The sequence below is a fragment of the Flavobacterium sp. FlaQc-48 genome (assembly GCF_044007335.1).
Lineage (GTDB): Bacteria > Bacteroidota > Bacteroidia > Flavobacteriales > Flavobacteriaceae > Flavobacterium.
Genome location: NZ_JBIPCR010000018.1, coordinates 123,108 through 141,788 on the forward strand (window position 1 = coordinate 123,108; position 18,681 = coordinate 141,788).

Annotated in this window: 12 protein-coding genes and 1 pseudogene; all 13 read left to right on the forward strand. The window is 35.7% G+C overall.

The features are described 5' to 3' along the window. The first annotated feature begins 47 nt into the window (after positions 1-47). Positions 48-1,379, forward strand: a complete 1,332-nt coding sequence (locus ACHRWY_RS22605; protein WP_395357655.1) for a cytochrome c3 family protein — start codon at positions 48-50, stop codon at positions 1,377-1,379. 32 nt (positions 1,380-1,411) lie between these two features. Further along, positions 1,412-4,477 carry a TAT-variant-translocated molybdopterin oxidoreductase gene (locus ACHRWY_RS22610; RefSeq protein WP_395357656.1) on the forward strand — a complete coding sequence of 1,022 codons (3,066 nt, stop codon included), beginning with the start codon at positions 1,412-1,414 and terminating at the stop codon, positions 4,475-4,477. A gap of 34 nt (positions 4,478-4,511) precedes the next feature. After that, a complete protein-coding gene (gene nrfD, locus ACHRWY_RS22615) occupies positions 4,512-5,912 on the forward strand; it encodes an NrfD/PsrC family molybdoenzyme membrane anchor subunit (protein WP_089048078.1) in 1,401 nt (466 codons plus the stop codon). Further along, a complete protein-coding gene (locus tag ACHRWY_RS22620) occupies positions 5,905-6,429 on the forward strand; it encodes a DUF3341 domain-containing protein (RefSeq protein ID WP_056245298.1) in 525 nt (174 codons plus the stop codon). The genes nrfD and ACHRWY_RS22620 overlap by 8 nt, the downstream gene beginning before the upstream one ends. 8 nt (positions 6,430-6,437) lie before the next feature. Next, entirely contained in the window at positions 6,438-6,983 is a 546-nt protein-coding gene (locus ACHRWY_RS22625; RefSeq protein ID WP_395357657.1) for a c-type cytochrome, read from the forward strand. 27 nt (positions 6,984-7,010) lie between these two features. Then, positions 7,011-8,405 carry a quinol:cytochrome C oxidoreductase gene (locus ACHRWY_RS22630; protein WP_395357658.1) on the forward strand — a complete coding sequence of 465 codons (1,395 nt, stop codon included), beginning with the start codon at positions 7,011-7,013 and terminating at the stop codon, positions 8,403-8,405. Positions 8,406-8,424: 19 nt separating this feature from the next. Then, positions 8,425-9,609 carry a cytochrome c oxidase subunit II gene (locus ACHRWY_RS22635; protein ID WP_395357659.1) on the forward strand — a complete coding sequence of 395 codons (1,185 nt, stop codon included), beginning with the start codon at positions 8,425-8,427 and terminating at the stop codon, positions 9,607-9,609. A 31-nt stretch (positions 9,610-9,640) separates the two neighbouring features. Further along, entirely contained in the window at positions 9,641-11,443 is a 1,803-nt protein-coding gene (locus ACHRWY_RS22640) for a cbb3-type cytochrome c oxidase subunit I (protein ID WP_055096842.1), read from the forward strand. Positions 11,444-11,630: 187 nt separating this feature from the next. Then, complete coding sequence (gene ruvB / locus ACHRWY_RS22645) at positions 11,631-12,653, forward strand: Holliday junction branch migration DNA helicase RuvB (protein WP_055096839.1); 1,023 nt, start codon at positions 11,631-11,633, stop codon at positions 12,651-12,653. A gap of 9 nt (positions 12,654-12,662) precedes the next feature. Next, the gene (locus tag ACHRWY_RS22650; protein WP_395357660.1) at positions 12,663-13,478 is read left to right on the forward strand and encodes a prolyl oligopeptidase family serine peptidase; all 816 of its coding nucleotides are present in this window, start codon (positions 12,663-12,665) and stop codon (positions 13,476-13,478) included. 62 nt (positions 13,479-13,540) lie between these two features. Further along, positions 13,541-14,887 carry a cytochrome P450 gene (locus tag ACHRWY_RS22655; RefSeq protein ID WP_395357661.1) on the forward strand — a complete coding sequence of 449 codons (1,347 nt, stop codon included), beginning with the start codon at positions 13,541-13,543 and terminating at the stop codon, positions 14,885-14,887. Beyond that, complete coding sequence (gene queG, locus ACHRWY_RS22660) at positions 14,884-15,810, forward strand: tRNA epoxyqueuosine(34) reductase QueG (RefSeq protein WP_395357662.1); 927 nt, start codon at positions 14,884-14,886, stop codon at positions 15,808-15,810. Before ACHRWY_RS22655 ends, queG begins: the two co-directional genes overlap by 4 nt. Positions 15,811-16,313: 503 nt before the next feature. Next, positions 16,314-18,681 (forward strand): annotated as a pseudogene (locus ACHRWY_RS22665) (hypothetical protein); the annotation flags it as partial.

Here is an 18,681-nt window from a genome sequence, read left to right on the forward strand (position 1 = left end):
TTACAGAAAAAATCATACCAAAAATTAGTAGATAATTATTATACTATATGAAAAAGGTGGGTAACCATAATTCGATCTCAAGAAAATTGCTCCTTAGCTTATCGCTAACGCTAATTTTCTCCCTAACTTCATTTGCTCAACAAGCTGCTGCTCCGGCGGCGCCTGAAGCTGCTGCTCCGGCTGCCGCTGCAGGTGGTGATCCAGTAAAAGGGAAAGAACTTTTTAATGCAAATTGCGCTGCATGTCACAAATTAGATGCTAAATCAACAGGTCCTGCTTTAAGGGGAGTTGCTGCTAAGCACGAAATGGCTTGGATCTACAAGTGGGTTCATAACAGTTCTGAAGTTATTAAATCAGGTGACCCTGTAGCGGTGAAACTTTTTGAAGAAAACAATAAGTCTGTAATGACTTCTTTTCCTCAATTGTCTACTGGTGATATTGATAATATTATCGCTTATACTTCTACTGAAAAACCGGGGCCTCCAGTCGGTACTGTAGCTGAAAAGTTACCTAGTGGTCCTCAAGAAGGAGGAAGTGGGATTTCTAATAATATTATATTAGGGGCTCTTGCCCTTGTAATGGCTATTTTAGTTGTGATGTTGTTCATGGTGAACAAAGTGTTGACTAAAGTTGCTGGTAACAATGGTATTGTAGTTGGGCCTAAAGAAGCAAGGACTCCAATCTGGAAAGCTTTTGCTAAGAATCAATTTTTAGTTTTAGTTACTTCTATCTTTTTGCTTTTGGCAAGTGGTTACTTTGTATACGCTTTCTTGATGCAAGTTGGTGTTGATCAAAATTATGAGCCAATTCAGCCAATTCATTATTCTCATAAAATCCACGCTGGAGATAACGAGATCAATTGTAAATATTGCCACTCTGCTGCTCGTGTAAGTAAAAATGCTGGTATTCCATCTTTGAACGTTTGTATGAACTGTCATAAAAATATTTCTGAAGTTGCGGAAACTACAGCTACTCCTGAGTACAGCAAAGCATTTTACGATGCTCAGATCCAAAAATTGTATGATGCAGTGGGTTGGGATAAAACCAAACAAGCATATACTGGAAAAACGCAGCCTGTAAAATGGGTTCGTATTCATAATCTTCCTGATTTTGTTTACTTCAACCACTCTCAGCACGTTTCTGTTGCAGGAGTTGAATGTCAGACTTGTCATGGTCCGGTGCAAGAATTTGAAATCATGAAGCAGTACTCTAAATTAACAATGGGATGGTGTGTTGATTGCCATAGAAAAACTGATGTTAAGATGGAAGGAAATGCATATTACGATAAAATTCATGCTGAACTTTCTAAAAAATACGGTGTAGAGAAATTAACTGCAGCGCAAATGGGAGGTTTAGAATGCGGTAAATGCCACTATTAATCGAATTATTAAGATTTTAATATTTATATACAATGTCATCAAACAAAAAATACTGGAAAAGTGTTGAAGAACTAGAGAATGGTTCTATTGTTGAGGCGCTTAGAAATAACGAATTTGTTGAAGAAATTCCTACTGAAGAATTCTTAGGAAATGCAGATGCTTTAGCTTCATCTGGAACTTCACGTCGTGACTTTTTAAAGTACGTAGGATTTAGTACTGCAGCTGTTACACTTGCTGCCTGCGAAGGTCCTGTTCACAAGTCTATCCCTTATGTGTTACAACCGGAACAAATCATTCCTGGTGTTGCAGATTATTATGCAACTACTGTTTTTGATGGTTTCGATTTTGCTAACCTTTTGGTAAAAACTCGTGAGGGTCGTCCAATTAAAATTGATAACAATACTATTTCTGGAGCTAAGTTTTCAGCCAATGCTAGAATTCATGCGTCTATATTATCACTATATGATAGTATGCGTTTGAAAGAACCAAAATTGGATGGAAAAAATAGTAGCTGGTCTGCTGTTGATTTGAAAATTAAATCAAGTCTTGCTGATGCAAAAGCAAAAGGTGGGCAAGTGGTATTGTTGACAAATACTTTAGCGAGTCCGTCTACTGAAAAATTAATTGGTGAATTTATCGCTAAAAACCCTAATGTAAAACATGTTGTCTATGATGCAGTTTCTTCATCTGACGCATTAGATGCATTTGAAACAGTTTACGGAGAAAGAGCTCTTGTTGATTATGATTTTTCAAAAGCTTCTGTAATTGTTTCTATTGGAGCTGATTTCTTAGGTGATTGGCAAGGTGGAGGATATGATGCAGGATATGCACAAGGTAGAATTCCGTCAGGGCCTACCGGGTCTAAAAAAATGTCTCGTCATTTTCAGTTTGAATCAAATATGACATTGTCCGGAGCTTCTGCTGATAAGCGTATTCCTATGAATGCTGCAAATCAAAAACAAGCTTTGGTAGAAATTTATAATAATATTACAGGTTCTTCTGTTGCTAATTCTTTAGATTCTAAGTTTAAAGCTGAAGTAGCTAAAGCTATTCATGACTTAAAACTTGCCGGTTCTAAAGGAGTTTTAGTTTCAGGACTTGAAGATAAAAATGCTCAATTATTAGTTTTAGCGATCAACCAGGTGTTGGCTAGTGAAGCTTTTAATACAGTTGGTACAAGACAAATTAGAAAAGGATCTAATGCAGTTGTATCTCAATTGGTAAAAGACATGAATGCTGGAAGTGTTCATACTTTGATCATGAGCGGAATTAATCCGGTTTATACTTTAGCTGATTCAGCTTCTTTTGTAGCTGGATTGAAAAAAGTAAAAACGTCAGTTGCTTTTTCTTTAAAAGAAGATGAAACGGCATCTATAACTACAATTGCTGCGCCGGTACCTCATTATTTAGAGGCTTGGGGAGATGTTGTAATTACAAAAGGAACTTATAGTTTAACTCAGCCAACTATTCGTCCTATATTCAATACAAAACAATTTCAAGATATTTTACTATCATTAAACGGAACTCCTGGAAATTTCTATGATTACATTAAAGCGAATTCAGCTTCAGTAATTACAGGTTCTTCCTGGAATAAAGTTTTACATGATGGTGTTTTTGTAATGGGTTCATCGGCTTTATCTGCTGGATCTGTTGATTATGCAACTGCTGCAAATGCTCTTGCAAAATCAAAATCTGTAGGAGAATTCGAATTGGTATTGTATACGAAAACAGGTTTGGGTGACGGTCAACAAGCAAACAATCCTTGGTTGCAAGAGTTTCCGGATCCAATCACAAGAGTTTCTTGGGATAACTATGTGACTGTTTCGAATGCTGATGCTAAAAAAATTGGCTTAACAAATGAAATTGTTGCAAACGGAGGTTTAAACGGAAGTTATGCTACAATTACTACTGCTGATGGTACAAAATTAGAAAATGTACCGGTAATTGTTCAGCCGGGACAAGCCGTTGGTACTGTTGGTTTGGCATTGGGTTATGGTCGTAAGGCTGCTCTAAAAGAAGAAATGGTAGTAGGTTTAAATGCTTACACTTTATATAAAAATTTCAATAGTGTTCAATCTGTTACTATTGCGAAAGCAAATGGAGTTCATGAGTTCGCTTGTGTTCAGGGACAGAAAACATTAATGGGAAGAGGAGATATTATAAAAGAAACTTCTCTTAACATCTTTAATTCTGAGGATCCGGAACATTGGAACGAACAACCAATGGTATCTTTGGATCACGAAGAAGTAAAAGCTACAACTGTTGATTTATGGGAATCATTTGATCGTTCTACAGGACATCACTTTAACCTTTCTATTGACTTAAACGCTTGTACAGGTTGTGGAGCATGTGTTATTGCTTGTCACGCTGAAAACAACGTACCAGTTGTAGGTAAAGCAGAGGTAAGAAGAAGCCGTGATATGCACTGGTTGCGTATTGACAGATACTATTCTTCTGAAAGTACTTTTGAAGGTGATAATAAAAGAAAAGAGGAAATCGCTGGTTTGTCTAGTTCATTATCTACATTTAATGAAATGGAAAAAGCAGGAGATAATCCACAAGTTTCTTTCCAACCAGTAATGTGTCAACACTGTAATCACGCACCTTGTGAAACAGTTTGTCCGGTTGCTGCAACATCTCACGGTCGTGAAGGTCAAAATCATATGGCATACAACAGATGTGTTGGTACTCGTTATTGTGCAAACAACTGTCCATATAAAGTACGTCGTTTTAACTGGTTCTTGTACAACAAAAACAGTGAATTCGATTACCATATGAATGATGATTTAGGACGTATGGTATTAAACCCAGACGTAAACGTTCGTTCTCGTGGAGTTATGGAAAAATGTTCTATGTGTATCCAAATGACACAGGCGACTAAGCTAAAAGCTAAAAATGAAGGTCGTCCGGTTGCTGATGGTGAATTCCAGACAGCATGTTCAAATGCTTGTTCTTCAGGAGCAATGATATTTGGTGATGTTAATGATGCTGAAAGTAAAGTGGCTAAATTAGCTGCTGATGATAGATCATACCACTTATTGGAGCATGTTGGAACAAAACCTAATGTGGTTTACCACGTTAAAGTTAGAAATACTTAGAATAAATTATTAATTAAGAAACATATAAAGGATTATGTCGTCTCACTACGAAGCACCCATTAGAAAACCTTTAGTTATAGGTGATAAATCTTATCACGATGTAACTGTAGATGTAGCTGCACCTGTTGAAGGTCCGGCAAACAAACATTGGTGGATTGTATTTTCAATCGCATTAATAGCCTTCCTTTGGGGGTTAGGTTGTATAATTTACACCGTATCTACCGGTATTGGAACATGGGGATTAAATAAAACAGTTGGTTGGGCCTGGGATATCACGAACTTCGTTTGGTGGGTTGGTATTGGTCACGCCGGAACATTAATTTCTGCGGTATTATTACTTTTCCGTCAGCGTTGGAGAATGGCAATTAACCGTTCTGCGGAAGCTATGACTATCTTCTCGGTAGTTCAGGCAGGTTTATTTCCAATTATTCACATGGGACGTCCATGGTTAGCATACTGGGTTTTACCTATTCCAAATCAATTTGGATCATTATGGGTAAACTTTAACTCACCATTGCTTTGGGACGTTTTCGCGATTTCAACGTATCTTTCAGTATCATTGGTTTTCTGGTGGACTGGTTTATTACCTGATTTTGCAATGCTACGTGATAGAGCAATAACACCTTTTAATAAACGAGTATATTCTATCCTAAGTTTTGGGTGGAGTGGTAGAGCTAAAGACTGGCAGCGTTTTGAAGAAGTATCTTTAGTATTAGCTGGTTTGGCTACTCCTCTTGTACTTTCTGTACATACGATTGTATCTATGGACTTTGCTACTTCTGTAATTCCTGGATGGCATACCACAATCTTCCCTCCGTACTTCGTTGCCGGAGCGGTATTCTCAGGATTTGCAATGGTAAATACATTGTTGATCGTTATGAGAAAAGTTTCTAATCTTGAAGCCTATATTACACTACAACATATCGAATTAATGAACATTGTAATCATGATTACTGGTTCTATCGTAGGGGTAGCGTACATCACTGAGTTATTTGTGGCTTGGTATTCAGGAGTAGAGTATGAGCAATATGCATTCCTGAACAGAGCTACCGGACCTTACTGGTGGGCATATTGGTCGATGATGACTTGTAACGTTTTCTCTCCACAATTTATGTGGTTCAAGAAATTAAGAACAAGTATCATGTTTTCATTTATTATTTCGATCGTTGTAAACATCGGAATGTGGTTTGAAAGATTCGTAATTATTGTTACTTCTTTACATAGAGATTACCTTCCATCTTCTTGGACAATGTTCTCACCAACATTTGTTGATATTGGAATTTTCATCGGAACGATAGGTTTCTTCTTCGTATTGTTTTTATTATACTCTAGAACATTCCCTGTAATTGCTCAGGCAGAGGTAAAAACAATTTTGAAAGGAACAGGAGATAATTACATTAGAGAAAGAGCAAATAAAGATTCACATCATGAGTAATAAAGTAATATACGCCATTTATAATGACGATGATATTTTGATGGATGCAGTAAAGAAAACCAGAGCTGCTCATCATCATATTGAAGAGGTTTTTACTCCATTCCCAGTTCACGGATTGGATAAAGCTATGGGTTTAGCACCAACAAGATTAGCAATTTGTGCATTTTTATATGGATGTGTTGGTATTTCTGTTGCTACAACCATGATGAGTTATATCATGATTCATGACTGGCCACAAGATATTGGGGGTAAACCAAGTTTTAGTTTCATTCAGAATATGCCTGCATTCGTGCCAATTATGTTTGAAATGACAGTGTTTTTTGCTGCCCACTTAATGGTTATTACTTTTTATATGAGAAGTAGATTATGGCCATTTAAACAAGCTGAGAATCCTGATGTAAGAACAACAGATGACCATTTTTTAATGGAAGTTGCTGTAAACGATAACGAAGCAGAACTAGTTTCTTTTTTCGAAGGTACAGGCGCTGTTGAAGTTAAAGTAATTGAAAAGAATTAATTGTAGCTATGAAAAGGATATATAAAATAACACTTTTAGTTGGTATAACTATTTTAGTTTCATCTTGCCACAATAATTCGGCACCAAACTATCAGTATTTTCCAAATATGTATGAGTCTGTAGGTTATGAAACTTATTCAGAAGCAAAAATATTTAAGGGAGGAAAAGAAGGACAGCTTCCTGCAGAAGGAAGTATTAATAGAGGTTTTGAACCTTATGAATATGAAAATTCAACTGCTGGTTATGAATTGGCTAAAGCTAATTTAAAATCACCTTTGGATTCAATCGAAAGAAATTCCGGAAAAGGAAAAGAACTTTTCGAAATTTACTGTATTAGCTGCCATGGTGCAACTGGAAACGGTAAAGGTAAATTGGTTGAAAGAGAAAAATTTCTTGGAGTACCTAGCTATAAAGACAGAGTTATTACTGAAGGAAGTATCTTTCACGTTGAAACTTATGGTTTAAATGCAATGGGTTCACATGCAAATCAATTAAGTGCCCACGAACGTTGGTTAGTTGCTGACTATGTTCTAAAACTAAAAAGCCAATTATAATTGTTGAACAAACTGATCGTAATAGATATGTATACATTTTCAAGTAAATTAAAAACTTTTTCTATCATCCTAATGGCCCTTGGTATATTAGGAATTGGATATGGTTTTTTAACTGCTCCTAAAGATATTCAAGAAGTTGAAAAAATTCTAGCTGCGGATGAGCATGGATCTCATGGTGCTGCACATGAGGCAACAGCGGAGACTTCACATCAAGAAGCTGGACATCATGAAGCTGCCGAAGCTTCGCATGATTCGCACAAAGGTAGCGAGCATGCAAAAGTTAATGCTGCTGATGAGCATGAAAAACATCTAACACATGTATTGCACCAATTGCAAAATAAGCCGTGGTCAGCTTTATATGTTGCGTGTATTTTCTTCTTACTACTTTCTATGGGAACTTTAGCGTTTTATGCTATTCAACAAGTTGCTCAGGCAGGTTGGTCTCCGGTTTTATTTAGAGTTATGCAGGGAATAACCGCTTATTTGCCGGTAGGTTCTGTTATTTTCTTTATCATTTTAATTCTTTGCGGATTACACTTTAATCACATATTTGTATGGTTAGGTGAAGGAGTTACAAACCCAAAAAGTCCTAATTATGATGAAATAATCGCTGGAAAAGCAGGTTATTTAAATTTTACTTTCTGGATTATTAGAGCTGCTATCTTTTTGGTAGGGTGGAATTTGTATCGTTATCAATCCAGAAAAAATTGTTTAGCTCAGGATGATGCTAATGATGATTTGTATTATAAAAAGAACTTTAAGTTAACCGCTGGTTTCTTAGTATTCTTTATCGTATCTGAGTCTATTATGTCTTGGGACTGGATTATGTCAATCGATCCACACTGGTTCAGTACTTTATTTGGATGGTATGTATTTGCTTCTTTCTTTGTAAGCGGTATTACTGCTATAGCATTAGTTACAGTATACTTAAAATCAAAAGGGTATTTAGAATATGTAAATACAAGCCACATTCACGATTTAGCTAAATTTATGTTTGGTATCAGTGTTTTCTGGACTTACTTATGGTTTTCTCAATTCATGTTGATCTGGTATGCAAACATCCCGGAAGAGGTTACTTACTTTGTAACAAGAATTCAATTATATAATTTACCATTCTTTGGTGCTGTGGTTATGAACTTTGTGTTCCCATTATTAATATTAATCAATACTGATTTCAAACGCCTTAGCTGGGTGATTGTAATGGCTGGTGTTGTAATTTTATTAGGTCACTATGTTGATTTCTTTAATATGATTATGCCTGGTACAGTTGGAGATAAATGGTTTATTGGAGTTCCTGAAATTGCATCTATTCTTTTCTTCTTAGGTTTATTTATTTTTGTTGTATTTACTGCATTAACTAAAGCTCCTCTGTTAGCAAAAAGAAATCCTTTCATTGAAGAAAGTAAACATTTTCATTATTAATATTTAAAGAAGTAAACAGATGACAAGTTTGTTGGTAATTATAGTTTTAGTTTTATTAGCAGTTGCATTATGGCAATTGACCAAGATATTTGATCTTACTCAGGTAGGATCTTCTTCGGACGATTCTCAGGTTGCATCAGATAATGATAATAATGTTCAGGGATATATTATGTTTGGCTTTTTGGCTTTCATTTATATATTTACTATCTACGGTTTACTAAAATGGGGGCATTTGGCACTTCATACTCCGGCTTCAGAACATGGACTTTTGGTAGACAGTCTGATGAATATTACCTGGGTTTTAATTTTTACAGTACAGGTTATTACTCAGGGTTTATTGTATTGGTTCTCTTTTAAAAATAGAGGTCATAAAGATAAAAAAGCATTATTCTTTGCTGATAGTAATAAATTAGAAGCAATTTGGAGTATTATTCCGTCTGTAGTTTTAGCTTGTTTAATTCTTTATGGATTGTATGCCTGGAACAACATTATGTTTGTTGACAAAGATGAAGATGTAATTGAAATCGAATTATATGCTCAGCAATTTAAATGGACTGCAAGATACGCTGGTCAGGATAATGTTTTAGGGAAAGCTAACGTACGTTTGATTGAAGGTGTAAATACTTTGGGAGTTGATATGTCTGATCCAAATGCTCAGGATGATATTGTAGTTTCTGAATTACATATTCCAAAAGGGAAAAAAATACATTTCAAAATGCGTTCTCAAGACGTATTGCACTCCGCTTATATGCCTCACTTTAGAGCGCAAATGAACTGTGTTCCGGGTATGGTTACTGAGTTTGCCTTTGTTCCAACTTATACAACTTCAGAATACAGAGAATTACCTTTTATGATCGAGAAAGTTGCAAACATCAACAAACTTAGAGCTGAAAAAAGTGTAGAGTTAGTTGCAAAAGGTGGTACAGCTTTAGATCCTTATACATTTGATTATTTATTATTATGTAATAAAATTTGTGGAGCTTCTCATTACAACATGCAAATGAAAGTGGTTGTTGATACTCCGGAAGATTATAAAAAATGGTTAAGCGAAAAAACTACTTTAGCTCAGGATATTAAAGCGGCTGCTGCTGCTAAAGCACCGGCTGAAGGAGCAAAAGCTACTACAGATAGTACAGCTAAAGATACTGTTAAGGCGGTAATTGATACTGTTAAAGCAGTTGTAGCTAAAGTTGCTATGAAATAATATTTATTAAGAAAATTTAAAGTACACATATATGTCAGCAGAAGCGCACGATCACGATCACGGACACGATCACGAGCACGAACATCATCATAAAGACACGTTCATTACTAAGTATATTTTTAGTATTGATCACAAAATGATTGCTAAGCAATACTTAATTACCGGTATTATTATGGGAATTATTGGTATTGCAATGTCCTTGCTTTTCAGAATGCAATTAGCATGGCCGGAAGAGTCTTTCAAGATATTTAATGTTTTATTAGGAGATAAATTTGCACCAGATGGTGTAATGGCAAACGATATTTATTTAGCTTTAGTAACAATTCATGGTACCATCATGGTATTCTTTGTACTAACAGCCGGTTTGAGTGGAACTTTTAGTAACTTACTTATTCCACTTCAGATTGGAGCAAGAGATATGGCTTCCGGATTCATGAATATGATTTCATACTGGTTGTTTTTCTTATCTGCTGTAATCATGTTAAGCTCTTTATTTGTTGAAGCCGGACCAGCTTCTGCAGGTTGGACAATTTATCCACCGTTAAGTGCTTTACCACAAGCTATTCCAGGTTCTGGTACAGGTATGACTTTATGGTTAGTTTCTATGGCTATCTTTATTGCATCTTCTTTAATGGGATCTTTAAATTACATCGTTACTGTTATCAACTTAAGAACTAAAGGAATGTCTATGACTAGACTTCCACTTACAATCTGGACATTTTTCGTAACTGCTATTATTGGTGTTATTTCGTTCCCGGTATTGTTATCTGCAGCTTTATTATTGATTTTTGACAGAAGTTTTGGTACTTCATTCTTCTTATCTGATATTTATATTGCAGGAGAGGTTTTACATTACCAGGGAGGTTCTCCGGTATTATTCGAACACTTATTCTGGTTCTTAGGACACCCTGAGGTTTATATCGTAATCTTACCAGCGATGGGACTTGTTTCTGAAATTATGGCTACGAACTCTCGTAAACCAATCTTCGGATACAGAGCGATGATCATGTCAGTTCTTGCAATTGCATTTTTATCTACGATCGTTTGGGGTCACCACATGTTTATTTCGGGTATGAATCCTTTCTTGGGATCTGTATTTACCTTTACTACTTTATTGATTGCGATTCCATCTGCTGTAAAAGCGTTTAACTGGATTACGACTTTATGGAAAGGTAACCTACAATTCAACCCTGCAATGTTATTCTCTATCGGAATGGTTTCTACTTTCATCACTGGAGGTTTAACCGGAATCATTTTAGGAGATAGTACTTTAGATATTAACGTTCACGATACTTACTTTGTAATTGCTCACTTTCACTTAGTAATGGGTATCTCTGCACTTTATGGAATGTTTGCTGGTATTTACCACTGGTTCCCTAAAATGTACGGAAGAATGTTAAATAAAAACTTAGGTTACATTCACTTTTGGGTAACAGCAGTTTGTGCTTACGGAGTTTTCTTCCCAATGCACTTTATCGGATTAGCGGGTTTACCAAGACGTTACTATACAAACACAAACTTCCCATTATTTGATGATTTACAAAATGTGAATGTTTTAATTACAACATTTGCTCTTGTAGGAGGTGCATTCCAATTGGTATTCTTGTACAACTTCTTTAGTAGTATTTTCTATGGTAAGAAAGCAGTACAAAACCCATGGAAATCTACAACATTAGAGTGGACTACTCCGGTAGAACATATTCACGGGAACTGGCCAGGTGAAATCCCTCATGTATACCGTTGGCCATATGACTACAGTAACCCAAATCATGATGTAGATTTTGTACCGCAAAATGTACCGATGAAAGAAGGTGAAGAAGTTTTACACCACTAAAAATATTTTAAAAAGGCTGTCTGAAAAGACAGCCTTTTTTGTTTTTGCGAAAAGTGACTTAGTATTCATTTTCTCAATATTCTGAAATTCCAGATTCCATAATGCTCAGTATTCTTATTGGAGTTTGGAACTTTTTATTTCAAATTTATGTATTTTACAAACTGATTACTTTGCCTATCTTTGTAAAATGAATGAGAACCTAGACCCCACTACAAATGGGTACAATCCAGAAGAATTAGATCTTGAAAAAAGATTGCGTCCGCTGTCGTTTGATGATTTTGCGGGACAAGATCAAGTTTTAGAGAATTTGAAAGTTTTTGTTGCAGCAGCCAATCAACGAGGTGAAGCTCTTGATCATACATTATTTCATGGGCCTCCCGGATTAGGAAAAACGACTTTAGCTAATATTTTGGCTAATGAACTGGAAGTAGGAATCAAAATCACTTCAGGACCTGTTTTAGATAAACCTGGAGATTTGGCTGGATTACTTACCAATCTTGATGAAAGAGATGTTTTATTTATTGATGAGATTCATCGTTTGAGTCCAATTGTTGAAGAATATTTATATTCGGCAATGGAAGATTTTAAGATTGATATCATGATTGAATCCGGACCAAATGCCAGAACGGTTCAGATTAATTTAAATCCCTTTACTTTAATTGGGGCTACAACCCGTTCAGGGTTGTTAACAGCACCAATGCGTGCACGTTTTGGAATTTCATCACGATTGCAATATTATACTACGGAACTTTTGACTACTATTGTTGAAAGAAGTTCGTCAATTCTTAAAATGCCAATTTCGTTAGATGCTGCTATTGAAATAGCAGGCAGAAGTCGTGGCACACCTCGTATTGCAAATGCATTGTTACGCAGAGTACGTGATTTTGCCCAGATAAAGGGAAACGGAACTATCGATCTTGAAATTGCTCGTTATGCCTTAAAAGCACTTAATGTGGATGCCCATGGTCTTGATGAAATGGATAATAAAATCTTGTTGACTATTATCAATAAATTCAAAGGTGGACCTGTTGGACTTTCAACTTTGGCAACTGCTGTTTCGGAAAGTAGTGAAACTATTGAGGAAGTGTATGAACCGTTCCTTATTCAGGAAGGGTTTATTATGCGTACCCCGCGTGGACGTGAAGTAACAGATAAAGCGTATAAACATCTGGGAAAAATAAACACTAATATTCAGGGCGGATTATTTTAAAGACACATCATGAAACATTTCGTTTTACTTTTGCTATTTACTTGTTTCTCTTCTTTCGCACAGTCGAAATGTTTTTCTCATCTTGCTTATGGAAAATCACGTCAACAGGTTTTGGATCTTTATATTCCTACCGGTAATTTGAATGATTTGCCTGTTGTTATACTTCTTCATGGAGGAGCCTGGTCAATGGGGGGACTTGAATACACTGGTAAACATGCGCAGGATATATGCAATCAGGGATTTATCGTGGCCAATGTAGATTATCGTTATGTAAGTGATAAGATTTCGGCCAGGGATTTATTAGCTGATATTGGAGCTGCTGTTGCTTATGTTTCAGATGTTTCTGGTAAATATGGTTATAGTAAAAATGGGTATCATATCGTTGGAATTAGTGCTGGAGCACATTTGGCATTGTTATATGGTTATACCAATAAGAATATGAAGTCTATAACTGCACTTTGCGCGCCTTCAAGATTAGATTCTTTGGAGATATTAGAGTTTCTTAAAAAGAACGGTCTTTTGGAGGTCATTGAAAAACTGGCAGGAGCCAAATTTAATGCAAATGGAGCTAATCCCAAATTTATTGCAATAAGTCCTTTTAGTACTATTTCAAACACGCCCACATTATTGATACATGGAGATGCTGATCCTGTGGTTAATGTTAGTCAATCTCAAAATCTTTACATAGAATTGAAAAGAAAAGGGGTGGAGGCAAAATTGATTATTAGAGATGGTAAAGGACATGATGTTGGAATGAATACGCCTGAAACTGAAGTTCAGAATATAAAAGATATTACGGAATGGATTGAGCTGCATAATAAGTAAATTTAATCAACAAGAAAAATAAACACCCATACTAAGGATGGATTATTTTAATTCGATTTAAAATGTCTGAAGATACAAAATACAATTACCCGAACAGGCTTTCAATATTTAGATTTTTTCTGGATGCTGAAGGAGTACGTAGAAATCCAATTCCGTTTCATAAAAGATATTTTGATCAGTTTGGAGATTCTTTTTCGCTTAAAATAGGTGTTTCTAAGCATATAATATTATCGAGGGATAATGAAATTGCCCAATATATTTTACAGAAAAACCAAAAGAATTATCATAAATCCAAGTTTCAATCCGTGTATCTTTCTAAATATTTAGGAAAAGGACTGTTGACCGTTGATGGAGATTTTTGGCTAAAGCAAAGAAGACTTATTCAGCCTGCATTTCACAAGCAAAAGATGAATCAATTGGTAGAAAACATGAATCAAACGATTGCTTCAGAATTAGAAGCTTTGGTTGAAGATAAACCAATTGATCTGTTTCCTGTCATGAGCCAGCTTGCGTTTAATGTTGTGGCTAAATCATTATTTCAGCTTTCGATTTCTGATGAAAAATTAAATCGGATTAAATATATTATTGAGGAAGTTCAGAATTTCTTAATTAAAGAAATCCGACTTCCGCACAAAGCATGGTGGTTTTCGTTAAGCGGACAAGTTAAAAGACATCTCGAACTTGCCGAAGAAAATAATCAAATCATTAAGGAAATTATAGAAGATAGGGTTTCCTCAAATACAGAAATTAACGACCTGCTGAATATGCTTCTGGAAACCCGATATGAGGATACAGGAGAAGGTATGTCTGTGAAGCAATTAGTTGATGAAATTAAAGTGCTCTTTATTGCAGGACATGAAACAACAGCAAATGCTTTGACTTTTACGCTTCATCTTTTAGGTACGCACCCTGAAATACAGCAAAAAGTATTCGATGAAATTGTGGCAATTGAATCACAAACTAATGATATAGTGGAGCAACTTCAAAAAATGACATATACAAATGCAGTTTTAAATGAATCAATGCGCTTGTATCCTCCAGCCTGGATTACCGATAGACAGAATGTTACGGATGATATACTTGCTGGTTATCATATTAAAAAGGAAACACTAATTGGGGTTTCTTTTTATGAGTTGCATCGAAATCCAAAATACTGGGAAAATCCGGATGAATTTATTCCTGAAAGATTTCTTGGTGAACAGAAAAAACAGTCGATGCAATACTTCTATCCTTTTGGAGCAGGACCAAGAATGTGTATTGGCTCGGGATTTGCTATTTATGAAATGTGTTTAACACTTGCTCATATTATTAAACAATATGTGATTAAATCCAGCAATGCTAGTGTGAAGTTTAATCCCTTAATTACATTAAAACCAGTTGGTGTAGAAGTTTCATTCTGTAAAAGATGACAATTAATGCTAAAGAAACATATTCGAAATTTATAAAATCCGAAGCAAAACGACTCGGTTTTCTTTCTTGTGGGATATCTAAAGCTGGATTTCTGGAAGAGGAAGCACCACGTCTTGAAAAGTGGCTGAATAACAACCATCACGGCCAAATGGCCTATATGGAAAACTATTTTGACAAACGGCTAGACCCTACTTTGCTTGTAGAGGATGCAAAGAGTGTTGTGTCGCTTTTATTAAATTATTATCCGGAAGAAACCCAAAGTCAGGAGAGTTTTAAGATCTCTAAATATGCTTATGGCCAGGACTATCATTTTGTTATTAAAGAAAAACTAAAAGAATTTTTACATTCCATTCAGGAAAATATTGGTGCTGTTTCCGGTCGTGCTTTTGTTGATTCAGCACCTGTTTTAGACAGGGCCTGGGCGGCTAAAAGTGGTTTGGGCTGGATTGGTAAAAGCGGTAATTTACTCACTCAAAAAGTGGGGTCTTTTTATTTTATTGCTGAACTTATCCTTGATTTGGAGTTAGAATATGACCATGCTACTACTGATCATTGTGGTTCTTGTACAGCATGTATCGATGCTTGCCCTACACAAGCAATTGTTGCTCCTCATGTAGTCGACGGAAGTAAGTGTATTTCTTATTATACAATCGAACTTAAAGAAAATATTCCGTATGAAATGAAGGGCAAATTTGATGAATGGATGTTTGGTTGTGATACTTGTCAGGATGTTTGTCCGTGGAACAGGTTTTCGAAACCACATTCGGAGCCATTATTTAATCCAAATTCTGAATTGCTTTCTTTTTCTAAAAAAGACTGGATAGAAATTACCGAAGAAACTTTTCGTGCAGTTTTTAAAAACTCCCCAATTAAAAGAACCAAATTTGAGGGTTTAAAGCGAAATGTCAAATTTTTGGAATAATTTTTTTATATGTTTTAACTTGTTTTTTAGGTGTTAAAAACAACATTTTCTACTTTACTTATACTTGCTTTTTTTGTAAGATTTTTATGTTTTTGTCTTCAAGTCTTCAATATGCTGACAATACATTAAAAAATTAAGAATTTTCTACGGTTTTATTACCGAATAGTTATGTTTTCTGTCATCTAACGTTAATTTTAGTCGTTAAAAAGTGTAATTCAACGTTTATCCGTGTAGTTTAACGACTAAACTAGTTAGTACATAGGGGTTTGCATATTTTCGCGGCTCCAAAACTACTAATTTAACTAAGAGACATTTTTGTGTCTTGCGCCTGATGATATTTATGGTTCAAACGCTACATTATTTTTATAAAGATTTTGAAAAAACTTTTTTCGACAATCTAAAATCTATCCCGTCCCTTTTTTCGTATCTCGTCTATAATCTGAAAACCGATTTAAGGAATTCAGCTATAATTTCTATTGCTCAAATTAATACCGAGTCTGTTTATGTATAACTCTACTTTTAATGGGTTTAAAATTTTTAAGCCTAATCTTATTATTTTATTTTTTTTATTAATTGGTTATAGTGCTTCAGCTCAATTTTACACCAAACATTATATCGCTCCGGCTCCCTGGCAGTACTTTAGTAAAGCCAATGAAATTGTAATCGCTACAGATTCTGAAACCAGGATAACAATAGAAATATTAAAAAGTGACGGTACATTAGTGACAAACTCACTGACTGCTATTAAAGGTGATCCGGCAATTTATCGATTTGCAGGGCTTCCAAAAGCAGCACCTGCATATACATTAAGTACTGTTTTGAATGCAGCGGGTCTAATAGTTACAGGAAGTAAACCAATATCAATAAATTTAAGAAATATTGCTTCTGATGCTTTAGGAGGTGATGGAACTGATAAGGATATTAAAGGAAATGCTGCATTAACAAGTTTTGGCGATGCGGGAATAGGCATTAGATACAGAGTAGGATATTATAGAGACGGATCGCTTGGCAATTTTAGCAGTTATGGAGATCAGCGTCCAATTTATAGTATCATGGCGATTAGTAATGGTACATCAGTAAAATTAAATAATGTTGTAACTACAACCTTAAATGCTGGTCAAAGTTATTTGTTTACGGCGCCAATTGGGACTTTAGTAGAATCTTCAAATCCAACTGTTATGAATACATCGGCTGCGATAGATACGCCTGATGGTTGTGGAGATGGGGCATTCAATCAGATTCCTCCTGAATCAGTTCTGGGAACCGAATATTTTCTTGAGCGGGGAACAGGAAATAATACAGCAGAACAGACTACAGTAGTAGCTACAAAAGACAATACAGTTTTAACAGTAGAAGGATATTCAGCTACCGGAACATTAGTGTCAACAAAAACGGTTACTTTGGCACAAGCAGGAAACTTTTATACTTTTATAAATGGTGTTAAAGATGTAAGTTTTACTGCATCTCATATTCTGGCTGATAAAAAAGTTGCTGTTTATTCAGGGACTGCACAAAAATGTGAGGTTGATATTTCGACAATAGCACCAGTGTCTGAGTGTGGAGGATCTAATTTTATAGAAACAGCAAAATTTAGAAATTATGGTACCGGAACATTAGATTATTTTGGGTATATTCTTTTACGAAGTGCTTCAGAAATTGTTACTGTAAACGGAAATAATATTGCAAATATAGCCGGTGTTGGTGCTCGTTATCAAATAGGTTCAACGGGTTGGTATTTAATTAATTTTAATAGCAAGCAAATTGGAGGCCCAGATGTTCTTTCTATTGCAAGTAGTGCTAAATTAACAGTTTCGATAGTGCAGCAAGATGGTGGGTTTTCGATGGCTGGATTTTTCTCTAATTTTGCTGCTCAGCCGGAAGACCCTACAATGACCTACGTTGCTGGCGGTGGATGTACCAATAATACAGCAACATTAACAACGCCTACCGGTTTTGAACCTTACCAATGGTATTATAATGGTACCGCAATAACAGGTGCAAATTCAAATTCATATACAGCTACTAAAACAGGATCATATTCAGTTGCTTCAACTTTAGCTTGTGGCGTTCAGGCACAATCTAAACCTGTGAGTGTTACTTTATGTACAGACTTAGGGGTTACAAAAACAGTTGATAATGCTACACCGTGTGTAGGATCTAATGTAGAATTTACGGTTAAATTAAGTAATTTAGGTGTTAATAATGCTACGGGAGTTTCTGTTAATGATTTACTTCCATCTGGTTATGCTTTTGTTAGTGCTACGCAGTCAATCGGAAGTTATAATTCAGGAACCGGAGTTTGGAGTATTGGAGATGTAAATGGAGGAATTGTAGAAACCTTAAAAATTATTGCTAAAGTAAATGCTACGGGAAATTATACCAATACCGCAGCATTGCCAGGTACAACAACAGATAGTAATCCGGCAAATAATTCGGCTAGTATTTCAACAACACCTAATCCATTACCCACTCTTGTTATTAATAATCCGGCAGCAGTTTGTTCACCATCAACAGTAAATTTAACACTTCCGGCAGTAACGGCAGGAAGCTCGGCAAATTTGACTTTTACATACTGGACAAATTCAACTGCGACTACTTCCTACACTACACCAACATTAGCTACTACAGGAACATATTATATTAAAGCTACTACAGTTGCAGGTTGTTCAGATATAAAACCAGTAGTTGTGACGGTAAATCCAACACCGGCAGCTCCAATCGCTTCGGCGCAGACTTTTTGTTCAGTTGAAGGCAAAACAGTAAATGATTTAGCGGTAACATTAGCTACAGGTGCAACAAAAAAATGGTACAACGCCAATACAGGCGGAACAGCTTATGCAGGAACCGAGTTATTAACTACGGGAACTTATT

What these genes read in the sequence shown, in the direction of transcription:
- queG (WP_395357662.1), top strand. Translation starts at nt 14,884, where the DNA reads ATGACAATTAATGCTAAAGAAACATATTCGAAATTTATAAAATCCGAA.
- ACHRWY_RS22635 (WP_395357659.1), top strand. Translation starts at nt 8,425, where the DNA reads ATGACAAGTTTGTTGGTAATTATAGTTTTAGTTTTATTAGCAGTTGCA.
- ACHRWY_RS22625 (WP_395357657.1), top strand. Translation starts at nt 6,438, where the DNA reads ATGAAAAGGATATATAAAATAACACTTTTAGTTGGTATAACTATTTTA.
- ACHRWY_RS22605 (WP_395357655.1), top strand. Translation starts at nt 48, where the DNA reads ATGAAAAAGGTGGGTAACCATAATTCGATCTCAAGAAAATTGCTCCTT.
- ruvB (WP_055096839.1), top strand. Translation starts at nt 11,631, where the DNA reads ATGAATGAGAACCTAGACCCCACTACAAATGGGTACAATCCAGAAGAA.
- ACHRWY_RS22620 (WP_056245298.1), top strand. Translation starts at nt 5,905, where the DNA reads ATGAGTAATAAAGTAATATACGCCATTTATAATGACGATGATATTTTG.
- ACHRWY_RS22610 (WP_395357656.1), top strand. Translation starts at nt 1,412, where the DNA reads ATGTCATCAAACAAAAAATACTGGAAAAGTGTTGAAGAACTAGAGAAT.
- ACHRWY_RS22655 (WP_395357661.1), top strand. Translation starts at nt 13,541, where the DNA reads ATGTCTGAAGATACAAAATACAATTACCCGAACAGGCTTTCAATATTT.
- ACHRWY_RS22630 (WP_395357658.1), top strand. Translation starts at nt 7,011, where the DNA reads ATGTATACATTTTCAAGTAAATTAAAAACTTTTTCTATCATCCTAATG.
- nrfD (WP_089048078.1), top strand. Translation starts at nt 4,512, where the DNA reads ATGTCGTCTCACTACGAAGCACCCATTAGAAAACCTTTAGTTATAGGT.
- ACHRWY_RS22640 (WP_055096842.1), top strand. Translation starts at nt 9,641, where the DNA reads ATGTCAGCAGAAGCGCACGATCACGATCACGGACACGATCACGAGCAC.
- ACHRWY_RS22650 (WP_395357660.1), top strand. Translation starts at nt 12,663, where the DNA reads ATGAAACATTTCGTTTTACTTTTGCTATTTACTTGTTTCTCTTCTTTC.